This window comes from Streptomyces sp. NRRL S-646, assembly GCF_000720765.1.
Taxonomy (GTDB): domain Bacteria; phylum Actinomycetota; class Actinomycetes; order Streptomycetales; family Streptomycetaceae; genus Streptomyces.
Genome location: NZ_JODC01000005.1, coordinates 15,836 through 39,111 on the forward strand (window position 1 = coordinate 15,836; position 23,276 = coordinate 39,111).

Consider the following 23,276-nt stretch of genomic DNA (forward strand, 5'->3'; position numbering starts at 1 on the left):
CCTACCGCCGAATCCCCCGCTGATCCCGCGCCCCCTCCCGCCCCGCCCGTGCCCGTACCGCCTCCAGGTCCTCGGGGTGGCGCAGGGCGCAGGAGACGGTCCCGATCTCTCGGAGCAGGTCCGTCGTGTCCGGGTCGTGGTGGCCTTCCGGCTCCAGCGACCAGCGGCGGGACTCGACGGCGTCCTGGATGGCCACCGCGGCGGCGAGGGCCTTGGCGCGGGCGGGGGCGTGGCCGAGGGCGAGCGCCGCCTCGTACATCCGTCTGCGGCCCGCCTCGTCGATGTGGCGGGCCAGCGGGAGCAGGGCGTCGCGGATGAAGGTCTCCCGGCGGATCAGCCGCAGCTCCGGTGTGGCGCGCAGGACGAAGGAGACGCCGCTGCCGTTGACCGTGCGCATCAGCAGGTACAGGGGGCGGAGCCGGCGGTGGGCCAGGCGGACCCGCCACCGCTCGGCCAGGTACTGGCCCGCGTGCGGCAGGATGAAGCCGACCGCGATCAGGATGGCGGAGAGGCAGGCCAGCGGGGGTGCCACGGCGGTGCTCAGCCAGTCCAGGTCGTGGCCCGTCCAGCGAGCCGCCACCGCGGGCAACTTGACTGCGTAGAAGGAGAGTTGGGCCGCGTAGCCGACGCCGAGGAACTTCAGGCCCCAGCGCAGCCACGCGTCGAGCCCGTCGGTGCGCACCCAGTTCCAGATCAGCCCCGAGGTGATCACCGTGGCCACCGCCTGCGCGAGCAGATACAGCAGAATCATCTCGCGCATGTACGGGGTGTCGGCGTAGTACGTGTCCAGGTCCCGGAGGCGCTCCACGGGCGCGTCCGCCAGCGCGAACAGCACCCACAGCGCGGCGATCACGCCGAGGGAACCCGCCACCACCCAGCGCACGGCGCGCACGGTCGACGCCGAGCGGTCGGACAGCCCGTTGCGCCACGCGATGATCAGCAGCAGACACGAGCCGCAGAACGCCGTCAGCAGCGAGTACACCCAGGGCGCCGAGATGTTCGGCACGCCCGTGACCCGGTTGACCCGGGCGATCGTCGACGGCGCCACGAACACGAACACCGCGCAGGCGATGAGGAGTACGCCGCCGACGGCACGCAGCAGCGGGTCGCTCCAGAGGCGGACGATGGTCGGCAGCTTGATGGCCAGCGCGGCGGTCAGTACACCGGCCGGGATCCACCAGAAGGACGGGTAGAACTCGTTGACGAAACCCGCGGGGGACCACGCCAGTCGGGCGAGGGCCGCCGTCACCGGCCCGTTCCCCCGCGCCCGCGGTAACCCAGGGACCGCTGGATACGGCCGAGCGGGGCGTCGGCGTCCCGCCCGGACAGCAGCGGCCGGAAGGCGGCCGCGAGCCGGTGCCCGAAGTCGTCGGCCTCCGCCTCGTCGGCGACACGGGAACCGTCGCGCGCGGCCACCGACAAGGCCACGTCGGTCCACCTGCGGCGGTCGGCCAGCGCCGCCCCCGCCACATGGTGATGGCTGTGCCCGGCATGCAGATGCCACAACTCATGGCCGAGTATGACCAGTTGCTGCACCGCCTCGGCCCGCTCCTCGACGATCACCAGATCGAAGTCGGAGAACTCCACCCACAGCCCGGTGACTTCGAGCTCGTCGGGGAACCGCTCGAAGCGCAGCTCCACCGGCCGGCCGCCGCGCAGCACACCCATCTCCTCGCACAGCGCCCGGCACAGCTCCCGCGCATCGGCCGGCGGGCGGGGTCTGGCCCGCATCGCCGCCCCGAGGCCGTCCGTCAGCTTCCGCATCCCGGCGGCCCTCCGCGAGCGCCGTAGCCGCATACCTCCCCCTCTCGCAGCCGCACAACAGGCCGTCCGAGACTACGCCGCCGTTCAACGACGAACGGCCTCCTTGGCCGGAAACTCCTGTCCAAACCATTGACTAGCAAGCGCTTCCTATCTACGGTCCCGTTCGAAGTTACGAGCGCATTTCGAAATGCCGAACACAGAAAGCGATACGGCAGGGGGGCAGGGCATGGGACGACCTGAACTGAATCGCAGACAACTTCTGGCTGCTGCAGGCGGCCTGGCGGTCGCGGGCAGCTTCGGCTTCGCCGCACTCGGCACCGGCGCGGACGCACTGGCCGCCGGCGCGGACACCCGGGTGCGCTACTGGAACCTCTTCAGCGGCGGCGACGGCGCCAACATGATCGCGATGCTGGACGCCTTCCGCAGCGAACACCCCGACATCGCCGTCAAGGACTCCACGCTCCAGTGGGGCAACCCCTTCTACACGAAACTGGCCATGGCCGCCGCCGGCAACCGGGCCCCCGAGCTCGGCGTCATGCACATGGGCCGGGTTCCCGGCTTCTCGCCCGGCCGCCTCCTCGACCCCTGGGACACCGGCCTGCTCGCCAAGTACGGCGTACGGCAGGAGGACTACAACCCCGCCCTGTGGAACCGCGGTGTCATCGACGGCAAGCTCTACGCCCTGCCGCTCGACATCCACGTCCAGCTCTGCTTCTACCGCAGGGACGTGCTGAAGAAGGCGGGCCTGCTCGGCGACGACGGCCTGATGATCCCGGTCGCCTCCACCGACGAGTGGTTCGACGTCCTGAAGAAGGCCAAAAAGGTCCAGAAGAAGGGCCTGCAGACCATCGGCCTGTGGACCAACGACCAGAACTTCCAGTGGTGGTTCTTCGTCGCCTTCTACACCCAGCTCGGCGGCGCGTGGTTCAACGACGCCCGCACCCAGGTCCTCTTCGACGCCGACAAGGCCACCCAGGTCCTGGAGTTCCTCCGCAAGCACGTCACCGACGGCTACGTCATCCCGGGCGCCCCGACCGGCGAACAGTTCATCAACGGCGCGCCCTTCACCTGGGAGGGCAACTGGTCCGTGCCGGTCTTCTCCGGCGCCGAGCTGGACTACGGCGCGACCCCGCTGCCGCCCGTCTTCGGCAGGCAGGCCACCCACGCCGAGTCGCACTCCTTCGTGCTGCCGCACCAGTCGGGCCGCGGCGGCGCCACCAACGAGGCCGCGCACGAACTGGCCGCCTACGTCGTCCGGCACGCCCTGCAGTGGGCGGCCGGCGGTCACATCCCCGCCTACCGGCCGACGCTCTCCACGGCCGCGTACAAGAAGCTCACCCCGCAGAACGAGTACGTGAGCGCCATGAACCACCAGGCCACCGAGCCGAAGGTGTGGTTCGCGGGCTCCACCGGCGTCCTCGCCCAGGACCTCGGCCCGATGGTCGTCTCCTCGACGATGGGCTCCGCGGGGCCGGCCGCCGTCGCACAGCGCATGAAGAAAGAGCTCGCCAAGCTTCTCGCCTCGAAGAACCCGATGGACGGCAGGACCGCCGCGCAGGGAGGTGCGGTCGCATGACGACCAGCGCTCAGACCGTCCTGGCGCCCGGGCGCGCCAGGACCGCCACCGCGACCGCGACCGTACGCCGCAAGCAGGGCTTCCAGCACGGAGGCTGGTTCATCGCGCCGTTCCTGGCGCTCTTCGTGCTCTTCGTGATCTGGCCGCTGCTGCGCGGCATCTACCTCAGCTTCACCGACGCCAACATCTCCGGTGAGGGCGCGAGCTTCATCGGCCTGGACAACTACCGCGAGGCCCTGCACGACCAGCTGATGTGGGACGCGCTCGGCCACAGCGCCTACTTCACCCTGCTCGTCGTGCCCTGCATCACGGTCCTCGCCTTCCTGCTCGCGATGCTCGCGCACAACATCGAGCGCGGAAAGTGGCTGTGGCGGCTGTGTTTCTTCGTGCCGTTCCTGCTGCCGTCGACCGTCGCGGGCAACCTGTTCCAGTGGCTGTTCACCCAGGGCATCGGCATGTTCAACCACACCCTCGGCATCGACACGCCCTGGCTGACCGACAAGTCGTACGCCATGCTCGCCATCGTCATCGAGACCCTGTGGTGGACGGTCGGCTTCTCCTTCCTGCTCTACCTCGCGGCGCTCCAGGGCATCCCCGACCACCTCTACGAGGCCGCGAAGCTCGACGGCGCGAACGCCTGGCACCGCATGGTCCACATCACCCTGCCGATGCTCCGCAACATCACCGGCCTCGTCATCGCACTCCAGGTGCTCGCCTCGCTCCAGCTCTTCGACCAGGCCGTCGTGATGATGGACTTCGGCCCCGGACCGGAGCTCAGCACCCGCTCCTTCGTCCAGTACACCCTCGAACAGGGCTTCACCAGCTACCGCGTGGGCTACGCCTCCGCGATGTCCATCATCTTCTTCGTGATCATCGCAGTCGTCGCCCTGGCGCGGATGTGGCTGCTGCGCAACCGTGAGGAGAGCGGCCGATGACCACAGCCGAGCCGACCGTACGCACCGCGACGACCGTACGCACCACGTCCCGCAAGCCCTGGACGCCCGGCCAGATCGTCCTGACCCTCCTCGGTGTCGCCGTCTCCGCCGTCTTCGTGGCGCCGGTCGCGGCAGCCCTGTTCACCTCGCTCAAGTCCGAGGCGGAGGCCGCCGAAATCCCGCCGCACTGGCTGCCGAAGGTCTGGACGGCCCAGGCGTGGAAGGCTCTCTGGTCCACCGGCAACATCACCAACTGGTTCGTCAACTCGCTGGTCGTCTCGGTCTGCGTGACGACCGTCGTGCTGGTCGTCAGCGCCCTCGCCGGATACGGCTTCGCCCGCACCGAGTTCCGCGGCAAGGGTGTCCTCATGGGCATCGTGATGTCGGGCCTGATGATCTCCCCCGCCGTCCTCGGCGTCCCCCTGTTCACCACGGTCCAGCAGATGGGAATGGTCGACACCTACTGGGGCATGATCCTGCCCCAGTGCGCACCCGCCGCGATGGTCTACATCCTCTACAAGTTCTTCCAGGGCATCCCTCGCGAACTGGAGGAAGCGGCCTTCATCGACGGCGCCGGCCGCTGGCGCGTCTTCTTCACCATCGTCGTCCCGCTCGCCCGCCCCTCGCTCGCGGCGGTGGGCATCTTCACCTTCATCGCGTCCTGGAACAACTTCCTCTGGCCCTACATGGTGACCAACAACCCCGACCTGATGACCATGCCGAACGGCATCGCGACCGTCATGAACTCCTACGGCATCCAGTGGGCCCAGCTCATGGCCGGCGGCCTCATGGCGGGCCTGCCGCTGATCGTCGTCTTCGTCTTCTTCCAGCGCCAGATCGTGGCGGGCGTCGCACACACCGGATTGGCGGGACAGTGAGAGCACACAGAGCGCTGACGGCCCTGGTGGCGGTCCTCCTGGCCGTCCTCCCCAACACGGCGCAGGCGGCGGAGAGCTACCCCGACCCGCTCCCCCTCACCGGCCAGCAGATCATCCACGACCCCACCGTCATTCACCTCAAGTCGGGCGGCTACGCGGCCTATTCGACGGGCGGCATCATCGGCGCCCGCCTCTCGAAGGACCTGCGCCACTGGGACGACGCGGGCAACGCCTTCGCCGAACCGCCGAGCTGGTGGTACGAGTACAACAACACCGGCGACCCCTGGGCCCCGGACATCTCCCGCCGCGACGGCCACTACTGGCTCTATTACGCGGTCTCCTCCTGGGGCACCAACCACTCCGCGATCGGCGTCGCCACCTCCCCGTCCGGCCTCCCCGGCACCTGGACCGACCACGGCAAGGCGTTCACCTCCGAGACCAGCGACACCTGGAACGCCATCGACCCGGCGATCGTCCGGGCGGACGGCAGACTGTGGATGGCCTTCGGCTCCTACTGGACGGGCATCCGCATGGTCGAACTGAACCCCAAGACCGGCAAGGCGGTGCCGGGTGCGACGGTCGAACATCTGGCGACCCGCCCGGACGCCCCGTATGCCGTCGAGGGCGCGTCCATCGTCAAGCACGGCCACTACTACTACCTCTTCGCGTCGTACGACGCCTGCTGCCAGGGCGTGAACTCGACGTACAAGATCAGAGCGGGCAGATCGACCTCCGTCACCGGCCCGTACGCCGACAGCACGGGCAAGCCCATGCTGGAGGGCGGCGGCGACCTGCTCCTGGCATCCCACGGCCGCTACACAGGCCCCGGTGGAGAATCAGTCTTCCGCGATCACGGTACGGACTGGCTGGCGTACCACTACTACGACGCGGACGACAACGGAACCCCCAAGCTGGGGCTCAACCGCCTCAGCTGGACACGCGACGGTTGGCCAACGGCTTTGGCTTTTTAGGGGCGCGGGGAACTGCGCGACCAGCCACGAACCACCTGCAGACGAAACTGAACCCGAAAGGCCAAGATGAGCACCGCCCGCTTCACCCTGGACCCCGCCTTCACCATCGGCGAAGTAAACCCCCGCCTCTTCGGCTCCTTCGTGGAACACCTCGGCCGCTGCGTCTACACCGGCATCTTCGAACCGACCCACCCCACCGCGGACGCGGCCGGCCTGCGCCAGGACGTCCTCGACCTCGTCCGCGAACTCGGCGTCACCGCCATCCGCTACCCGGGTGGCAACTTCGTATCGGGATACAAGTGGGAGGATTCCGTCGGCCCGGCAGCGGAGCGTCCCCGCCGACTCGACCTCGCCTGGCGCTCCACCGAGACCAACCGCTTCGGCCTCTCCGAGTACATCGCCTTCTTGAAGAAGATCGGCCCCCAGGCCGAGCCCATGATGGCCCTCAACCTCGGCACCCGAGGTGTCGCCGAGGCCCTCGACCTCCAGGAGTACGCCAACCACCCCGCCGGCACGGCCCTGTCCGACCTCCGTGCCGCGCACGGCGACAAGGACCCCTTCGGCATCAAGCTGTGGTGCCTGGGCAACGAGATGGACGGCCCCTGGCAGACCGGCCACAAGACCGCCGAGGAGTACGGCCGCGTCGCCGCCGAGACGGCCCGCGCGATGCGCCAGATGGACCCGGCGGTCGAACTCGTCGCCTGCGGCTCCTCCAGCCAGTCCATGCCGACCTTCGCCGCCTGGGAGGCGACGGTCCTGGAGGAGACGTACGACCTCGTCGACCACATCTCCCTGCACGCCTACTACCAGCCCGAGGACGGTGACGTCGACTCCTTCCTGGCCTCCGCCGTCGACATGGAGTCCTTCATCGAGAACGTGGTCGCCACCGCCGACCACATCGGCGCGAAGCTGAAGTCGAAGAAGAAGATCAACCTTTCCTTCGACGAGTGGAACGTCTGGTACATCTCGGAGTGGCACGAGATCGAGAACTCCGGCGCGCGGGACTGGGCGGAGGCCCCGCGTCTCCTGGAGGACAATTACAGCGTCCTGGACGCCGTCGTCTTCGGCTCGCTCCTCATCGCCCTGCTGCGGCACGCGGACCGCGTGACCGTCGCCTGTCTCGCCCAGCTCGTCAATGTGATCGCCCCGATCATGACCGAGCCCGGTGGCCCGGCCTGGCGCCAGACGACCTTCTTCCCCTTCGCGCAGGCCTCGCAGTACGGCCGCGGCCAGGTCCTCGACGTCCGGGTCGACTCACCGACGTACGAGACGAAGAAGTACGGCGAGACGGACCTCCTGCACGCCACCGCCGTGCGCGCGGAGGACGGCACCGTCACCGTCTTCGCCGTCAACCGCAGTCGTACGGAGGCCCTCCCGCTCGAAGTCGCCCTGAACGGCCTGGACTTGACGCACGTCGTCGAGCACAGCGCCCTCGCCGACGCCGACCCGGACGCCCGCAACACCCTCGACGACCCCGAGCGGGTCGCCCCGCACACGGTCGAGGGCACCGTCCTGCGGGACGGCACCCTCACCGCCGTACTCGAACCGCTGTCCTGGAACGTGATCAGGCTCGCCTAGCGGCCGAACGGCCGGGGGAGTCCACAGGCGCCACAGGAACTCCTCCGGCCGCCGCGCCCAGCAGCGTCAGCCGTACGTCCGACGGTCCCGACGGTGTGGTCCCGTCGGACAGGACGGCCAGGGCGAGTGTGTTGGAGCCACGTGTGCGCAGGATCCCGTTCGGGAGCGCGAAGGTGTGCTGTGGGCCCACGTCGTTGATGTACTGGCCCATGTTCCAGCCGTTCAGGAAGATCTGGACGCGGTAGGCGCGGGCCGGGTCGTCGTCGAGGACCAGCCCGACGGAGGCGTCGGTGCCGGCGTCGACCGCGAGCCGGAAGGACGTCCGGTACCAGGTCACCCCCTGCCGCCGGTCCGCCCGCGGCAGCTGCACCGGCTCCCAGCCACCTTCGCCGTACCCCGGCAGATGCCAGCCGTTGCGCTCCCCGTACAGCCCGCCGTTGTTCTGCGGCCCGCGCACCGGGTCCGGTGCCGCCTCGCCCTGCAGCCGCCAGCTCATCTGCGGGGCCGCCCCCGCGAAGGTGACCGCCGTCAGCCCGCGCGCCACCTTGTGCGTGTCCTGGGCCTTGCCGTCCTGGTCGTGCTGCATACGGCGGACGAGGACCGACAGCACATGCGGCTCGTCCGTGCGCAGCGCCTCCGTGACCGAGAAGACGGCCGTGGCGGTCCAACTCCCTTTCCGTACCGTCTTGTTGTCCGGGACGGGCATCCGGTGCGTGCCCAGCGGCCGCCCGTCCAGCCATGCCATCAGCAGCCCTTGCGTGCCCGTGCTGTAGGCCAGCGACACGGACTCGGCGCCGGTGGCGTCGGTGAAGCGCCCGCGGTACCAGACGTCGCCGTAGTGGAAGGAGTAGTCGTCGGCGAAGAGGACCGGCTGTCCGGCGGGGACCGGTGTGGTGCTGTGGGTGGTGGTCTTGTCTGCGGGGGTCCAGGAGGAGTCGTCGAAGGCGGGCGCCGACTCGGGGTTCTCCGTCTTCCGCAGCCAGCCGTTGCTCAGCGCGGGCAGGGCGACCGCCCCGACCCCCGCCAGCGGCTGCGCGCCGCGCAGGCTGTCGGAGGAGGTGGTGTGGGCCTTCAACTCCCTGTCGTTCCAGGTGAGTTCGTGGATGCCTCGTGGTCCCCACACCTCCAGGTCCGCCGCTTCTACGGTGTCCCCGGTCAGCCGGACCACCGTCCCGTCGACGGCCGCGGTCCGCAGCAGGGCGGGCCCGTATACGAGAACCGGGCCGGACGGGGTGTCGTGCGGCCACAGCCGTACAGAGGTCTCGTCGTCGGCGAGGAGCAGGAGGAGGGGGGTGGAGGTTCCGCCGCCGCTCACCAACACCTGGGTGAGACCGTCCAGTTGGGCCTCCACCTGCAACAGCCCGTCCGCGTACGAGTGCTCGGCCTCCCCTTCCAGTACGGTGACCGTCGGTTCGCCCGCGCACTCCAGCGCGGTCACCGTCTCCTCTCCCGACCGCCCGGTGAGCACGGCGATCTGCTGTCGTCCGGCGGTGAGGGCCAGCATGGGCTGGGCGTTGGAGTAGCGCAGCTTTCGCCGACCCAGCCTGATCCCGGCGGCCAGCAGCCGCGCGTCCTGCGCCGGGACGGCCACGGGGACGGGGAGTTCGGCGCCGTGCAGCGGAAGTTCGGTGGCGACCGGCACCTCGCCGTCGTTGCGCAGGACATAGACGTGGGCGCCGGTGTCGGGATTGGTCAGGTGGTACACCTTCAGCCCGTCCGCCGCCGCGTCCGCCTCGACGTCCGCCGCGCGGTCCAGTTTGGCGAAGTCGGGGAAGTGCCGCAGCAGTTGCCCGAACTGGTGCATCGGGATCAGTTTGGCGGTCGGCTGCCGGCCCTCGTCGATGGCCGCCCCGTAGTCGTACGACGTGTAGACGACCGGCGCGGGCAGCCAGCCCCACGAGGTGCCGCCGAAGGTCATGTAGACGCTGTGCAGGGTGATGCCGTTGGCGAGATTGGTGAGGTAGAACCGCCGCTCGTACGCCGAGTCCCGCAGCCGCCGCGACTCCGCGTACCCCTTCCCCTCGAACCAGGTGCCGCCCCACGGATCGAACCAGCCACCCCCGAACTCCGGTACGAAACCGGGGGTTTGGGGGCTGGCGGTAGCGCCGCCCTTGGCCCCGCCGGTCCCGAAGTGTCCCCAGTCGGGCGGGGCCAGGGTCGGCGACGGATAGCCGTCGAAGCCGTACAGCCAGCGGCCCTTCTCGCCGCCCGTGTCGAAGGAGCCGGGGATCCAGTACCCGTTCCTGCCCTTGTCGTTGTGGAAGAGCGGTACGTCGATGCCGTCGGACCGGACCTTCCGGTACAGGTGGGCCATGTAGTCACGGCCGGCCGGCTCGTCGACGTACGCGTCGTACTCGTTCTCGATCTGGTAGAGCAGGACCGTCCCGCCGCCCTTGGTGTACAGGTGCCGGGAGACGATGGCGTTCACCTGGGTCAGCCACTCGTCGACGTACGACAGGTAGGTGGGGTCGGCGGTCCGTGCCCGGCCCTCGGTGGCGGTCAGCCAGCCGGGGAAGCCGCCGGCGTCGATCTCGGCGTTGGCGTAGGGGCCGGGGCGCAGAGTGACATACAGGCCGGTCTCGGCGGCCATGCGGAGGAACAGATCGAGGTCGCGGACACCGGTGAAGTCGTAGTGCCCCGGCGCGGGGGAGTGGTAGTTCCACGACACATAGATGCTGACCGTGTTGTAGCCGTGGGCGCGCATCTTCTGCAGGATGTCGCGCCACAGGGAGGGGCTCGGCAGCCGGAAGGGGTGCATCTCGCCCGACCAGACGACCATCCGTCTGCCGTCGATGATCAGCGAGTAGCGGTCGAAGCCGATCGTGTGCCGCCGCCCGTCCGCGCCCGGTGTGCCGGGCGGCGGGCCCGTGGGGGCGGTCTGGGCGGCATAGGCGCAGGTCATGGCGCCGCTGCCGCCCAGTGCCAGGCCGAGGGCCGTGGTGCCGGCGAGGGCGTTGAAGGTACGTCTGCTGAGCCCCAAGGGAGCCTCCCGTCGGGCCGTCCGGTCGGCGGCGCGTGTGAGGTCATTGTGCGAGGTCATTGTGTACGGCCGCACCCAGCACAATGGTCGTATGAGGATCTCGGCACGGGCGGATTACGCGGTACGGGCGGTTCTTGAACTTGCGGTCCGGCAGGACGACGGGCCCGTGAAGGCGGAGGCCATCGCCGCCACGCAGGAGATCCCGCACAAGTTCCTGGAGGGGATCCTCGGGGATTTGCGGCGCGGCGGCATCGTCGACAGTCGGCGCGGGGGAGGCGGCGGCTACCGGCTGGCCCGCGAGGCCGCGACGATCACGGTCGCGGATGTGATCCGGGCGGTCGACGGCCCGATCGTGTCCGTGCGCGGGGAGCGGCCCACGGGCCTGGAGTACACGGGGTCCGCGCAGCCGCTGCTGCCGCTGTGGGTCGCGCTGCGGGCCAACGTCCGCCGCATCCTGGAGGGCGTCACCATCGCGGACATCGCGGCGGACGCCCTGCCGGAGCCGGTACGGGAGCTCGCGGCGGAGCCGGCGGCCTGGGAGAACCCGTAGCGGGCAGGAAGGCCGGCAGCAGGCCGGAAGGTCAGTTGCGCTTGATGCAGTGGGACGTCTGCCTGACGGAGGCGACGGTCCGGGAGAGGTCGATCAGGGCCGCGTCGGTCCGGCTCGAGCCGTCGAAGACGACCTGGGTCGCCGGATTGCGGCCGTAGGTGACGATCACCTTTCTGGTGTCGGTGGACTGCGCCAGGTCCATGACCCAGTCCACGCCGTCGACCGCGAAGCACGGGTCACCGGTGACTCCCGGCGGTGTGACGCCGCAGCGCAGCACGATGTCCCGGTCCCCCCAGACGGCGATTCCGGGAAGGCTGCTGTCGCGGCGGGACAGGCCGCCCAGGGACGCCGGGGCGCTGTCGGCGATGCGGTGGCAGTGCGGTGCGCCGGAGAACCTGGCGGGGCGTATGCCGGCGTCGGCGTCGGTGCAGGCGAAGCCGGAGGCGGCGAGGGCTGCGCCGGCGGCGAGGACGCATGCGCCCGCGGCCAGGGTGAGTCGGGTCGGGCGCAGACGTATCGACGGCATGGACAGAACGTTAGGACGGTTGGCCGCTGCCCCCGGATCCGGGCCCCGCAGGGCCGGGGAGCACAATGATCGTGTGGTGGGCCGCAGTTGGGGCCCGCCGGTGAAAGGGGGAGTGACGTGACTGTCACTTGGCGGGGCGCTGTTTCGTACGCGCTCACCGTCGTTGTCCTGTCCTGGCTGGTCGGAGCCGGGGTGGACCTGGCCTGGCAGGCCGCTCCCGGCGGCAGTGTCGGGGGCTGGGCCGACTTCTGGTGGAAGAACCCGTGGCACGCGGTCTTCGTTTGCGCCGCGACCGTCTCCCTGGTGCTGGCCAGGCGTCTGCTGGCGCCCCTGCCGCGCTGGCGCGTGACGCTGGTCGACGGGTCCGTCTACCTGGCGGCGCTGTTGCTCTGCTCGGGGGTCTGGGCGTGGGCCGAGGGCGAGGTCGCGCCGGCGGACTGGGCGTTCGTCATGGCGATCGTCGCGCTGTACACGCTCCAGCTGCCCGCCGCGTGGGTGCTGTGCGTCTGGCGGTCGGGGAGCCTGGAGGTCGTGCTCAGCGGGGCGGGGACGGACGAACTGCACGGGGGACTGGCCGGCCGATGACGAAGACTCGACGCATGTGCGTGGTGGTGGCGGCCTGTGCGGCGGTCCTCGCCGGCTGCTCGTCCCCGGCGCCGATCAGTGACGCCAGTCCCGGGGATCCGCTGATCAGGACCTGGAAGGAGGGCGAGCGTCCCGCTGTTCCGGACCTTTCCGGGCCTTCGCTGGAGGGTGGCACGGTCAGCCTGTCCGACTACCGGGGCAAGGTCGTCCTGATCAACGCATGGGCCTCGTACTGCGGTCCCTGCCGGGCGGAGGCGCCCGAGCTCAAGAAGATCCAGAAGAGGTACGGCGCCCGCGGGCTGCGCGTACTGGGTCTCGACAACGACGCCGGCCGGGGCGCCGGTCTCGCATTCCAGAAGCAGTACCGGCTGGACTACCCCTCCCTGCACGACCCTTCGGGCAAGCAGTTCCTGAGGCTGCCGCGGGGCGTGGTGACCACACAGGGGCTGCCGTTCACGATCGTCGTCGACTCGTCCGGGAAGGTGGCGGCGGTGCGGATGGGAGCGGTGACGGAAGCACGGCTTGCGAAGCTCATAGAGCCGTTGCTGTGATCGCAGTCTTTGCAGAGAGGGAAGCAGCGGCGGTCGCGGCGCTGTGCGGCGTCGGCGCCGCCGCGGGAGTGTCGGGGATGCTCTACTTCGGCCGGCGCCACCTCAGGAAGTGACACGTGTACGCCGCCTACCGGCCCGGCCGGTGGGCGGCGTTCTGCGTTCTGTCTGCCGCATGTGAAATCCCCACCTGTGAATGGCTTGAGTTCGCCCTGGCCGGTTCGTAGGGGCCTCCCTACGATTCGATCGCCTCGCACCTTCACAGGATCCCCACGGTTTCTTCAAAGTGTTCTCGGGGTCGGTCCTTGAGGGGCGCCGGGGTGTGCCACCCCCCACTCACAGAACCGGAGAAACCATGCCTGGTGGACTCCTGCTGAGCGGCGCCGTAGCCGCTCTGCTCACCGCCGCACTGCCCGCACCGGCCTCGTCCCCCGTCGTCGACAACCCGCCCCCGGACAAGATCGTCATCGACGTGGCGACCGTGAACGGCTCCGGCTGCCCCCAGGGCTCGGCGGCCGTCGCCGTCTCCCCGGACAACACGGCCTTCACGGTCACCTACAGCCAGTACCTCGCCCAGGCCGGAGGCAACTCCGACCCCACGGCCTTCCGCAAGAACTGCCAGCTCAACCTGATCGTGCACGTCCCGCAGGGCTTCACCTACGCCATCGCCAGTGCCGACTACCGGGGCTTCCTCTCGCTCCAGCCGGGGGCGTCCGCGACGCAGAAAGCCTCGTACTACTTCCAGGGCTCCTCGACCACTGTGCCCAAGACCCACCCGTTCAACGGCTCGTACAACGACGACTGGCAGGCCACCGACAGCACGGACGTGGCCCAACTGGTCTGGGCTCCCTGCGGAGTTCTCCGCAACTTCAACATCAACACCGAGCTGAGAGTGAACGCGGGGACCGCGAACCCGGGCAAGGTCAGCTTCATGACCATGGACTCGACCGACGGGAACATCAGCACCACGTACCACATGGCGTGGAAGGAGTGCCCGGGCAAGTGACGCGGTAAGGGTGCAAAGGGGCAAGGGAGCAAGGGGCGTTGTCGGAGCCGCGCACTAAGGTGATCACCGTTGGGATCGAGATCAACGGGGGATACCAAAAATGCGAAGCTCTCATACCGCCCTGCGCTCAAGGGACTTGCTGCTCGTGGCCGCAGTGCTCGCCGGCGTCACGCTGACGGCCTGCGGCTCGGGCGAGGGCTCCGAGGCGGCCGACGGCACCCCGGCGGCCGCCGCGAGCAAGTCGGCCGTAGCGTCGCGGCCCGTCCACGATCCGCCGGCGAAGTTCGCGACGAAGGGCGCCCTGATGCCCGACGGGCTGACCGAGGACATGTTTGACGGCGTGTTCATCAGACCGCCCTCGGTCACCCTTCACGGGAGCACGGCGTACGTCGGCGCGTTCGATCACGTCCAGGCGGTCGACACCGCCAACGGCCACGTCACGGCGACCATTGAGCCCGAGGGCAAGGCCATGGCCGAGAGTGCCGGTGTCAGCCACAAGGCCGGGGCACCCGCGGTGATCACCGTCGGCGGCACACCGGCCCTGGTGACCCCGTTCCTGATCGAGCAGTCCGGCACGGGAACTCAGGCCGACCACATGGCGGTAGAAATCGCCGTCAGTGACCCCGACACCGCCAAAGTGCGGTCGCGGCTGACCCTGCGGCTGCCCGAGTGGGCCGACGACCCGGACAGCGGCCTGACCGCGACGGCCGTCGGCGCCGACGGGAACATCGCCGTCGTGACGGTTTCCGACAAGAACTTCTACGCCGTGACGTACGGCGTCGACCTGACGGCCCGCCGCCAGGTCTGGGTCCACGACGACTTCAGGACCACGGGAGTCGCCTCGGGCACGGCCGTCGGCTTCAGTGCGGGTACGACCGAACTGCACGCCGCCGGCTACGAGGTGGCCACCGGCAAGCGCCGCTGGCAGGGCGAACATATGGTCGAGAACACCCCGAAGCTGTCCACCGCGGGCCCGAACTACGTCCTCCTCCAGGGCCAGGGCTATGACAGCGCCACGAACTACCTCCACCTCCTCGACGCCACCACCGGCAAGACCAAGCAGCGCCTCCCCGCGGGGCTCGCCAAGGGCACCTGCGTGTACGACGAGAAGAGCACGCTCGTCTGCCACGGCACCGGCGACGACACGGACGTGCCGGTCGCCTTTGGCCTCGACGCCACCACCGGCAAGACGCTGTGGCAGCTCCCCGACAAGCAGGCCGACCGCGTCGCCCCCGAGGTCACCACGGCCTGGCACGGCCGCGTCTACGGCACTGCCGAGGACGCCCCGGTCGCCCTGGACGCCCGCACGGGCAAGGACCTGCCCACCAGCCCCGGAATCGCTCCGGTCCTGGTGAACGGCTCGGCAGGTCTTGCCCTGGAGAAAGTGGACGGCTGGAAGGACGAGCTGTTCGTGTATCCGGCCACTTCGTGATGTGGCCAGTGATTCGATCCAGTTCGAAGGGACGTGCGTGCCTGGTCGCCTCGGCAGCAGGCCGCACTCGTCGGCAGCGCCGCCATGGTCGCGGCCACCGCACCCGCGCAGGCAGCCCCGGCTCCGGGTGACCCGGCCACCTGGCCGTGTGACCCCATGACTTCTGAGGATGGCAAGCGGCCGGGGACCGCCGAGCATGTGAGGCATGGCGGTACGTATTCACTTCACCGACGACGACCTTGCTCAGATCAGACTCGCGCAGGCGCCTGACCCCATGTGGGAAGCGCTGCTCAGCATGCACATGCTGCAGACCGACACCGCTTCCCTCGTCTTCGGCAGTTGGCGGAACGTCGTGCGCCACCAACTGACCCGTCCAACAGGTGAGTTGCTCAGGCTCGCGCCACCCGTCGGCTACTCGGCGGACTTCCTCACACCGGCGGCGGGCGCGGGCGGCCTGGACGCCGGTATCGGTGCCCTGCTGTCCACGCCACGGCAGCGGCTCGGGCACGATCTGGACGAACTGGCCCGCGCCGGACGCCGGTTGCCCTCCTGGGCCCGGCTTCTCGCCGATGGCGACAAGGGCGCCGTCACGCACCTCGGACGCCTTCACCGGCACTACTTCGCGACCGCGCTGGCACCCTGGTGGAACCGCGTCCGCACCCGCTTCGACGCCGAACGCGCCACGCACACCCGCTACTTGGCCGACGGCGGTCTCGGCGGACTGCTCAACACCCTGCACGCAGGAATCGCCTGGCGCCGGCCGGTCCTGGAGATCACCGGCCTGGGCATCGACCGCGACGTCCACCTCGACGGCCGCGGACTCCTCGTGCTGCCCTCGTACTTCTGCTGGCGCCACCCCACGCTGCTCAAGGATCCGACGCTTCCCTACGTCGTCGTCTACCCCATGGCGCACGAGACCGCGTTGAGCACCGCACCCGGCCTGCGCTCCCTGAACGCCCTCCTCGGCCGCACCCGTGCGGAGATCCTGGAGACGGTGGCCGACGGCGGCGTGACGACGACCGAACTCGCCCACGGCACGGGCGTGGCCGCTGCCACCGCCAGCCATCACGTCGGAGTTCTGCGCAAGGCGGGACTCCTCACCACGTGCCGGACGGGCAGGGCGGTGCTGCATACGGTCACGCCGTTGGGGCTGGCTCTCCTGGACGGGCGCGCCTAGGGTCCGTCCGGCGGCCCCAGGGGCAACACGGCGCCGAACAGGGGCCACCCGTCCACCTCCACCGTCCCCGCGGCGGGAAACAGCCCCCTCCGACACCGTGGCCCTGGTCGCCGCCAACGCCGTCACCCACGGCCGTGTGCCCGGGCGGGATTTCGAGCTGCGGCTGTCGCTCGTCACGGGCAGCATCCGTATCGAGGTCACTGACACCCGTGCCGAGCGGTACCCATGCGCACTACCAGCCACGAACCTCCTCGACGAGACCGGCCGCGGACTCCTCCTCGTGGACGCGCTCGCCGACCGATGGGAGGTACTGGATTGCTTGCAGCCACCCGGCAAGACCGTCCGCGCCGAGGTCGATCTGCCGGGATGGCTGTCCCTGTCCATGGGCTCGGTCCTACGGTGAAACCGTCAGTCCGCCCTGCTGCGGTCGAGTAGGTCCTGGAGGCCGGTGGAGATGGCCTGGCCCGCTTCGTCGACCGGCGTCAGGCGCTCGACGATCGCGCGACTCCTCGTCGTGTCCTCCGCGTTGATGCGGTGCACCAGTTCGTCAAGCGTTGCGCGCAGACGGGCCCGCTGGCGCTGGTGGAGCTCCTCGGCGGCGTCGATCAGGTGCCGTCCCTCGCTTCGTACCATCTCCTCGAAGCCGATACGAGCCTGCTTCGCCTGCTCGTCGATCATGGACTTGCGCTCCTGGCGGGCTTGCTGGACCTTGGACTCCCGCTCCTTGAGGACGTCCGTGATCCTGGCGATGCCGATGGCGGCGAGGATGGCCGCTCCCACCGGGACCGCGATGGTGGCGAGACTGAGACTGGTCGTCAGCCAGACCGCTCCGCCGGCGATGGGGCTGGCGACACCGAGAGTGTTCGCCGCGGTCTGGACCATGCCGTACGCCGTCCAGGGGCGAGTCCCGTCCGTTTGTGCCGAGAGGGCCTCGGGGTTGAACGGCTCGGGCGTGACCAGCTGGGATCCGCTGTCCTCACCGAGCTCCGAGCGAAGGATCAGCCGGGCGCTGGCGTCGAATGCCTCGCGTTCGCGCTCCCAGAGCGTGCCGGGTCCTTCCGGAGCGGTCATCCACTCGTTGAAGACCTGGACATGGCGGACGTCGACCTCGTTGGCGTGCTCGGCGCTCAGGTTGCCGGAGTCGATCAACTCGTCCAGGCCCCCGTGCAGTTCGTCTGCCAGGCCACTGAACGGCCGTTGAGCGGTACGGATCCTGCGGTGCAGTTCGTCGGTCAGTTCGGCCCTTATCCGTGCGAGGGAGTCGTCCATGCCCTCCAGACGGTTGTGGAGGGCGTCTCGCTCCGTCTCCAGGTTGCCCACGGTCATGCGGTGTGCACCGAGAATGTCCGCGATGGCACGCCGTCTGCGCCGGATGAGCCAGCCCGCCTCTTCGCCGACCTGTCGGAGGTGCTTGTGCCCGGCGCCGGATTCCAGCAGCTCCTGGAGGCGTTCGCGCAGCTCGGCCATGTGGCTGCGTCGTCGGAGCGTGCTTCCGTCTCTCCCGTTCTCCTCCTCGTACTCGGCCTTGGCCTCCAACGCCGCCGAGACAGGGAGGAAACCCTCTCCGATGAACTCTTCGGATCTGAGGTAACGCTCGTGCAGATACTGGTTGTTGGTGGCCAGTACGTTCTTCCAGGCAGCCTGGTTGTGTTCGCGCTGTGCGGCCCGGTCGATCCCGGAGAGGACCCACAGAACCCGCTTGTGCGCCGGTGCGGCGTGGGCGTACAGGTCCCGGATGAGGCGCAGTTCGTTGGCGGTGAGGGCCTCGGTGGCCTGGCTCACGTAGATGAAGCAGTCAGCCTCCTTCCAGGCCTCGTACAAGATCTCGTCGCGTTCTTCGTCCTCGGACTCCGAGCCGGGCAGGTCGAAGAGCTCGATCGGCAGACGGGCCCGGGAGATGAGCAGCTCGATCCGCTCGACACGATGGTTGATGTGCTCGGGGCGGCGGTCTGTGATGTTGCCGTCCGCCGCCACGTAGCCGGCCACTTCGGCGCGGTGCAGATTCGTGCCGATCTCCACCCAGTCGCCGATGCCCTTGAACTTCACCCGCAGCAGCCCCCGGCCGGTCGCGTCGACCGAGGGATCGTCACCCACGGGGATGACCGTCGAGGGGCAGGCGGTGGTCGGGCTTGCCGACGATGGCAGGAGGCCGAGGTATTCGTCCGACGGCTCGCCGTCCTCGTCGATGATGGTGATGTACTCCAGGTGGCCTTGGAGCCCGCTGATCAGGAAGCTCTTTCCCGAGGACTGCCGTCCCAGCAGCGCCACCTTGAGCATGGTCGACAGGGCGCGGGTCCGCATGGCCCGGATCAACTCGACGGCCGAGTCCAGGTCGTCGGTCGCGGCCCCCGGAAGGATGTCCGAGGCTTCGCCAACTGTGCCCAGCCAGTCCTCACAGCGGCCTAAGAGGTGTCTCAGCTCAACCCGTGCTTCTTCCAACGGCATCATGAGCCAACTTGTACCCCACGGGCCGCCGCCCGACCGGGGAACGGGGTTGGCTCCCTGGAACTCTCACACCTGAGAGACGCCCGGTTCGAGTGCGGGCCATTGACGCGCAAGGGGTTCGATTCTACGGTCCCGTCCGAAGCTCTGATCGGCGATCGACATCTCGAACCTCCCCCCACCTCAAGGAGCGTCAGCGTGAGCCGCACCTCTCGCACTCCTCGCCGCAGAACCGCACTCCTCGCCCTCCCCGCCGCCGTCCTGCTCGCCCTGGTCCCGGGCACGGCGTCGGCGTACCCCAATCCCGGCACGGTCACCGGCTCCACGGTCGTCCACGACCCGACGATGATCCGCACCTCGTCCGGGCAGTACCTGCTCTACGCCACCGGTGGCGGGCTCGCCAACAAGAAGTCCAGTGACCGCATCGCCTTCAGCGCGGGCGGCGACGCCTTTTCCAGCAGGCCGAGCTGGTGGAGCAACTACTCCTCCGTGCCGGAGGCCTGGGCCCCCGACATCTCGAACCACGGCGGCAAGTACCTGCTGTACTACGCCGTCTCGAAGTTCGGCTCGAACACCTCGGCCATCGGCCTTGCCACCTCCACCACCGGACAGCCGGGCAGCTGGACCGACCAGGGCATCGTCTACACGTCCAGCTCCGCCAGCGACTACAACGCCATCGACCCGACCCTGTTCGTCGACAGCGACGGCAAGTGGTGGCTGTCCTTCGGGAGCTGGTGGACGGGCATCAAGATGATCCAGATCAACCCGTCCACCGGGAAGCAGCTCAGCTCCAACACCACCCGGTACTCGATCGCCTCCCGCCCCACCGGGACCAAGGCCGTCGAGGCGCCGTACATCGTGAAGCGGAACGGCTACTACTACCTCTTCGCCTCGTACGACGTCTGCTGCCAGGGCACCAGTTCGACGTACAAGGTGAAGGTCGGGCGTGCCACCAGTGTCACCGGGCCGTACTACGACAAGAGCGGCGTCGCGATGACCAACAACGGCGGGACGCCCGTGCTGGAGTCCCACGGCAGCGTCATCGGCCCTGGCGGTCAGTCCATCATGAACGACACCGACGGTGACCTGATCGTCTACCACTACTACGACGGCAACGACAACGGCACGCCCAAGCTGGGCATCAACTTGCTGAGCTGGAGCACGGGTTGGCCGGTCGCATATTGACGCCGGGTCGGGCCACGCGCCTTCAGGGGCGCGGGGAACTGCGCGATCAGCCACGACGAACTCGCACCCGGCTGCCGCGCAGCACCTCTGTGGCGATCAGCCGGCTTGGCCCATGCCCGCCGCGTTCGGCCAGCTCTGGGCGTTCGGCCAGCCGGTCGCCGGGGCCGGGGTGAGGCCCGGGGGGACCGGGCCGGTGGTGCCCCGTACCTGGGCCGCCGTCAGGCCGCCGCGGGCCGGGACGCCGGGTGGGGTCGGGCCGGGGGCCGGAGCGGGCACCGGGGTGGGCACCGGGGTGGGCATCGGCGTCGGGGCCGGTACTGGAGCCGGCACCGGCTGCTGCATGGGGGCCGGGGTGGGCTGCATCGGTGCCTGGGCCGGGAAGCCGACCGGCTGCGGGGCCGCCTGGGCCGCCGTGGGCATCGGGGCCTGCGCCGCCGCCGGCATCGACATCGACATCGGCATGGGCATGGGCATGGGCATGGGCATCGGCATCCCGCCCCCCGCGACCGAACCGTCGGCGGCCATCGCCGCGAGCGGGGCGCCCGCCCCGTTGGTGGCGCTGACCAGGCGGTCCACGGCCGCCGTACCCGAGCTGTAGCTGGTCCCGGTGCTCAGCTCGGGTACGGCGGCTCCCCTCCTGGTCCCGTAGAGCACCTGTTCCAGGCCGGACACCAGGCGACGCACATCCACCTGGGGGCGCACCACGAGTCGCAGGAAGCGGCTGGACGAACCGATCTTGTTGCCGCACTCGCGGACCAGGATCCGGTGCTCGGTGAGCATCCGGTCCCGGACCACGGTGCCTTCGGCGCCCACGGGGAGGCGTACGAAGAGGAAATTGCCCTGGGAGGGGTAGACCGTGAGGCCGGGGAGTGCCGAGAGCTGGCTGGCCATGTCCAGGCGGTCGCGACGCACCTGGTGGAGGCTCTGCGCGTACTCGGCGCCGTGCTCCTTGAGCATGAACACCACGTACTCGGCGAAGGAGTTGAGGTTCCACTTCGGGAGCATGGAGCGGACGCGGCCGGCCAGGGCCGGGTTGGCGACCAGGTAGCCGAAACGTATGCCGTGCAGGCCGAAGTTCTTGCCGAGGCTGCGTAGCACGACGACGTTCGGGCGGATCATCGCCTCCTGGACGACCGACGGTTCGGCCTCGGCGTCCGCGAACTCGAGGAACGACTCGTCGATGACGATCAGGTCCAGGTCGGCCATCGCGTCCATGAACTGCACGAGGGCCTGCTTGTGCAGGAAGCCGCCATCGGGGTTGTTCGGGTTGCAGATGACGGCGACCCGGGTACCGCGGGCCCGGATGAACTCGGCGTACTTGGCGAGGTCCAGGGCGAAGCCGCTGGACTCCTGCAGCGGGAACATGTCGACCCGCTTGCCGGTCTCCATCGGCTGGTCGGTCCAGCGGCCGAAGGTGGGGACGGGGATGGCGAGGGACTCTCGGACCATCAGGTGGTCGATCCAGGTGATCAGTTCGGTCGAGCCGTTGCCCATCGCCACGCACTGCGGCGGAAGCTGCAGCAGGTTGCACAGCTCGGCGGTGATCGTGTCGGCGCTGCTCGGGTAGTACGTGACGATGTCGCGCAGCCGGGCGGACATGTCGTCGAACATCGCCGGGGTGGGGAAGTACGGGTTGCAGGGGATGCAGAAGTCCACGGGGCCGGTCCCGTCGCCGCCCTGCCGTGTCAACGCCGCCATCGACGGGCTGTGTGCCGCGTTGCTGCGGAACAGCGAGGTGACGTTGTCGGCCATGGAACCTCCGTATGGGGCGGGCCCGGCAGGGACGACCGGGCCCGTCGCGTTTGGGTGGCCCGCGCGGGGGAGCACGGGCCGCCCTTAGATACGGGGTCAGGGGTGGCGTTGTTCAACGCGTGTGAAAGAGGTGTGACTTCGGGAACCAAGCCCGCACTTCCCACGTCCCGGGCGCCGTTCGCGCCCCTGAAGGGGCGCGGGGCTGCGGTCGATGTGCGGCTCCGCCGCGTGGGCGCGACCAGCCACAACCGGCCCGCAGCTCCCCACGGTCTGACCAGCGGAGCGCTAGGCGCTGAACGTATGCACCGTCCTGGTGCGATACGTCTGTCCCGGCCGCAGCACCGTCGACGGGAAGTTCGCCTGGTTCGGCGAGTCCGGGAAGTGCTGGGTCTCCAGGCACAGGGCGTCCCCCTGGCGGTAGCTGCGGCCGCCGGTGCCGGTCAGGGTGCCGTCGAGGAAGTTGCCGGAGTAGAACTGCAGGCCCGGCTGGTCGGTGGCGATTTTCAGGGTGCGGCCGGAGCGCGGGTCGCGCAGGGTGGCGACGTGCTCGGGCTTGGACGTGATGCCCTTGTCCAGGACCCAGTTGTGGTCGTAGCCCTTGGCCTGCACCTGCTGGACGTGGCCGTCGCGGATGTCGCGGCCGATCGCCTTGGTCCTGCGGAAGTCGAAGGGGGTGCCGGCGACCGTCGCCAGTTCCCCGGTGGGGATCAGGCCCGTGTCGGTGGGCGTGTAGCGGGACGCCTCGATCGTGAGCTCGTGGTCCTCGATGGTGCCGCTGCCCTCGCCGGCCAGGTTCCAGTAGACGTGGCTGGTGAGGTTGACGACCGTGGCCTTGTCGGTGGTGGCCTCGTAGTCGATGATCCAGTCGCCGTGCCTGGTGAGCGTGTACGTCACCTTCGCCTTGAGGGTGCCGGGGTAACCCATCTCGCCGTCGACGCTGGTGCGGTGCAGCACCAGGCCGACGTCGGAGCCCTCGGCGAACGGCTCGACGTCCCAGATGTGCTTGTCGAAGCCCTGCGTTCCGCCGTGCAGGCTGTTGACGCCGTCGTTCACGGACAGCTGGTAGGTCTCGCCGTCGAGGGTGAACCGGCCCTCGGCCATGCGGTTGCCGTAGCGGCCGATCAGGGCGCCGAAGTACGGGGTCCTGGCGACGTAGTCGTCGATGTTGTCGAAGCCGAGGGAGACGTTGGCGTAGCGGCCCTTGCGGTCCGGGATCTCCAGACCCTGGACGACACCGCCCCAGTCGAGGACCTGCAGCCGGGTGCCGCCGTTCTCCAGCGACCAGCGGTGGACCTTGGTGCCGTCGGCGAGCTTGCCGAAGAGCGATTTCACCGGTTCTGTCTCTCCCTCCCATGGGAAGGGCCCCGCCTCACGGCGGGGCCCGATCCGGT

The 23,276-nt window shown here is 69.4% G+C and carries 20 protein-coding genes; 13 read left to right on the forward strand and 7 right to left on the reverse strand.

Annotated elements, in window-relative coordinates; all coding sequences use genetic code 11:
* Nucleotide 1: 1 nt before the first annotated feature.
* Complete coding sequence (locus IH68_RS0109925; protein ID WP_030931684.1) at nucleotides 2-1,249, reverse strand: DUF6545 domain-containing protein; 1,248 nt, start codon at nucleotides 1,247-1,249, stop codon at nucleotides 2-4.
* On the reverse strand, nucleotides 1,246-1,764 hold the full coding sequence (locus IH68_RS0109930) for a hypothetical protein (RefSeq protein ID WP_030931687.1): 519 nt from the start codon (nucleotides 1,762-1,764) through the stop codon (nucleotides 1,246-1,248). Before IH68_RS0109930 ends, IH68_RS0109925 begins: the two co-directional genes overlap by 4 nt.
* Nucleotides 1,765-1,990: 226 nt before the next feature.
* Between IH68_RS0109930 and IH68_RS0109935 the strand changes: the two genes are divergently transcribed.
* The 5 genes from IH68_RS0109935 to IH68_RS0109955 all read left to right on the forward strand — a co-directional run bounded on the left by IH68_RS0109935 (nucleotide 1,991) and on the right by IH68_RS0109955 (nucleotide 7,702).
* Nucleotides 1,991-3,340 (forward strand): extracellular solute-binding protein, encoded by a 1,350-nt coding sequence (locus IH68_RS0109935; RefSeq protein WP_030931690.1) that lies wholly within the window; start codon nucleotides 1,991-1,993, stop codon nucleotides 3,338-3,340.
* Nucleotides 3,337-4,275 (forward strand): carbohydrate ABC transporter permease, encoded by a 939-nt coding sequence (locus tag IH68_RS0109940; protein WP_030931692.1) that lies wholly within the window; start codon nucleotides 3,337-3,339, stop codon nucleotides 4,273-4,275. Before IH68_RS0109935 ends, IH68_RS0109940 begins: the two co-directional genes overlap by 4 nt.
* Nucleotides 4,272-5,153: a carbohydrate ABC transporter permease gene (locus IH68_RS0109945; protein WP_030931695.1), complete on the forward strand. Its 882-nt coding sequence runs from the start codon at nucleotides 4,272-4,274 to the stop codon at nucleotides 5,151-5,153. Before IH68_RS0109940 ends, IH68_RS0109945 begins: the two co-directional genes overlap by 4 nt.
* Entirely contained in the window at nucleotides 5,150-6,124 is a 975-nt protein-coding gene (locus IH68_RS0109950) for an arabinan endo-1,5-alpha-L-arabinosidase (protein ID WP_030931698.1), read from the forward strand. The genes IH68_RS0109945 and IH68_RS0109950 overlap by 4 nt, the downstream gene beginning before the upstream one ends.
* A gap of 66 nt (nucleotides 6,125-6,190) precedes the next feature.
* The gene (locus tag IH68_RS0109955) at nucleotides 6,191-7,702 is read left to right on the forward strand and encodes an alpha-N-arabinofuranosidase (RefSeq protein WP_030931701.1); all 1,512 of its coding nucleotides are present in this window, start codon (nucleotides 6,191-6,193) and stop codon (nucleotides 7,700-7,702) included.
* Here IH68_RS0109955 and IH68_RS0109960 read toward each other — a convergent pair.
* Nucleotides 7,689-10,682, reverse strand: a complete 2,994-nt coding sequence (locus IH68_RS0109960; protein WP_030931703.1) for a beta-galactosidase — start codon at nucleotides 10,680-10,682, stop codon at nucleotides 7,689-7,691. The two genes, IH68_RS0109955 and IH68_RS0109960, sit on opposite strands and share 14 nt — an antisense overlap.
* Before the next feature lie 91 nt (nucleotides 10,683-10,773).
* On the opposite strand from IH68_RS0109960, the gene IH68_RS0109965 reads away from it, so the two are divergent.
* The gene (locus IH68_RS0109965) at nucleotides 10,774-11,232 is read left to right on the forward strand and encodes an RrF2 family transcriptional regulator (protein ID WP_030931705.1); all 459 of its coding nucleotides are present in this window, start codon (nucleotides 10,774-10,776) and stop codon (nucleotides 11,230-11,232) included.
* Between the two features lie 31 nt (nucleotides 11,233-11,263).
* On the opposite strand, the gene IH68_RS0109970 is transcribed toward IH68_RS0109965, so the two are convergent.
* Nucleotides 11,264-11,758 (reverse strand): DUF3515 family protein, encoded by a 495-nt coding sequence (locus IH68_RS0109970; RefSeq protein WP_030931707.1) that lies wholly within the window; start codon nucleotides 11,756-11,758, stop codon nucleotides 11,264-11,266.
* A 117-nt stretch (nucleotides 11,759-11,875) separates the two neighbouring features.
* Between IH68_RS0109970 and IH68_RS0109975 the strand changes: the two genes are divergently transcribed.
* The 6 genes from IH68_RS0109975 (at nucleotide 11,876) to IH68_RS59730 (ending at nucleotide 16,909) form a co-directional block, all read left to right on the forward strand.
* Nucleotides 11,876-12,343 (forward strand): hypothetical protein, encoded by a 468-nt coding sequence (locus tag IH68_RS0109975; RefSeq protein ID WP_051833333.1) that lies wholly within the window; start codon nucleotides 11,876-11,878, stop codon nucleotides 12,341-12,343.
* A complete protein-coding gene (locus IH68_RS0109980; RefSeq protein WP_030931711.1) occupies nucleotides 12,340-12,894 on the forward strand; it encodes a TlpA family protein disulfide reductase in 555 nt (184 codons plus the stop codon). The genes IH68_RS0109975 and IH68_RS0109980 overlap by 4 nt, the downstream gene beginning before the upstream one ends.
* Nucleotides 12,895-13,246: 352 nt before the next feature.
* Nucleotides 13,247-13,897: a DUF4360 domain-containing protein gene (locus IH68_RS0109990; RefSeq protein WP_030931713.1), complete on the forward strand. Its 651-nt coding sequence runs from the start codon at nucleotides 13,247-13,249 to the stop codon at nucleotides 13,895-13,897.
* Between the two features lie 100 nt (nucleotides 13,898-13,997).
* On the forward strand, nucleotides 13,998-15,329 hold the full coding sequence (locus tag IH68_RS0109995; protein ID WP_159403662.1) for a hypothetical protein: 1,332 nt from the start codon (nucleotides 13,998-14,000) through the stop codon (nucleotides 15,327-15,329).
* 205 nt (nucleotides 15,330-15,534) lie between these two features.
* Nucleotides 15,535-16,506: an ArsR/SmtB family transcription factor gene (locus IH68_RS0110000; RefSeq protein WP_030931717.1), complete on the forward strand. Its 972-nt coding sequence runs from the start codon at nucleotides 15,535-15,537 to the stop codon at nucleotides 16,504-16,506.
* Nucleotides 16,394-16,909, forward strand: a complete 516-nt coding sequence (locus tag IH68_RS59730; protein ID WP_420718985.1) for an ATP-binding protein — start codon at nucleotides 16,394-16,396, stop codon at nucleotides 16,907-16,909. Before IH68_RS0110000 ends, IH68_RS59730 begins: the two co-directional genes overlap by 113 nt.
* 5 nt (nucleotides 16,910-16,914) lie before the next feature.
* Here IH68_RS59730 and IH68_RS0110010 read toward each other — a convergent pair whose 3' ends face one another.
* The gene (locus IH68_RS0110010) at nucleotides 16,915-18,807 is read right to left on the reverse strand and encodes a dynamin family protein (RefSeq protein WP_030931721.1); all 1,893 of its coding nucleotides are present in this window, start codon (nucleotides 18,805-18,807) and stop codon (nucleotides 16,915-16,917) included.
* A 339-nt stretch (nucleotides 18,808-19,146) separates the two neighbouring features.
* On the opposite strand from IH68_RS0110010, the gene IH68_RS0110015 reads away from it, so the two are divergent.
* Nucleotides 19,147-20,133, forward strand: coding sequence for an arabinan endo-1,5-alpha-L-arabinosidase (locus tag IH68_RS0110015; protein ID WP_030931724.1), 987 nt, complete (start codon nucleotides 19,147-19,149; stop codon nucleotides 20,131-20,133).
* A gap of 96 nt (nucleotides 20,134-20,229) precedes the next feature.
* On the opposite strand, the gene IH68_RS0110020 is transcribed toward IH68_RS0110015, so the two are convergent.
* Entirely contained in the window at nucleotides 20,230-21,885 is a 1,656-nt protein-coding gene (locus tag IH68_RS0110020) for a pyridoxal phosphate-dependent aminotransferase (RefSeq protein ID WP_030931726.1), read from the reverse strand.
* A 285-nt stretch (nucleotides 21,886-22,170) separates the two neighbouring features.
* Nucleotides 22,171-23,271 (reverse strand): aldose epimerase family protein, encoded by a 1,101-nt coding sequence (locus IH68_RS0110025; protein WP_051833398.1) that lies wholly within the window; start codon nucleotides 23,269-23,271, stop codon nucleotides 22,171-22,173.
* Nucleotides 23,272-23,276 lie beyond the last annotated feature (5 nt).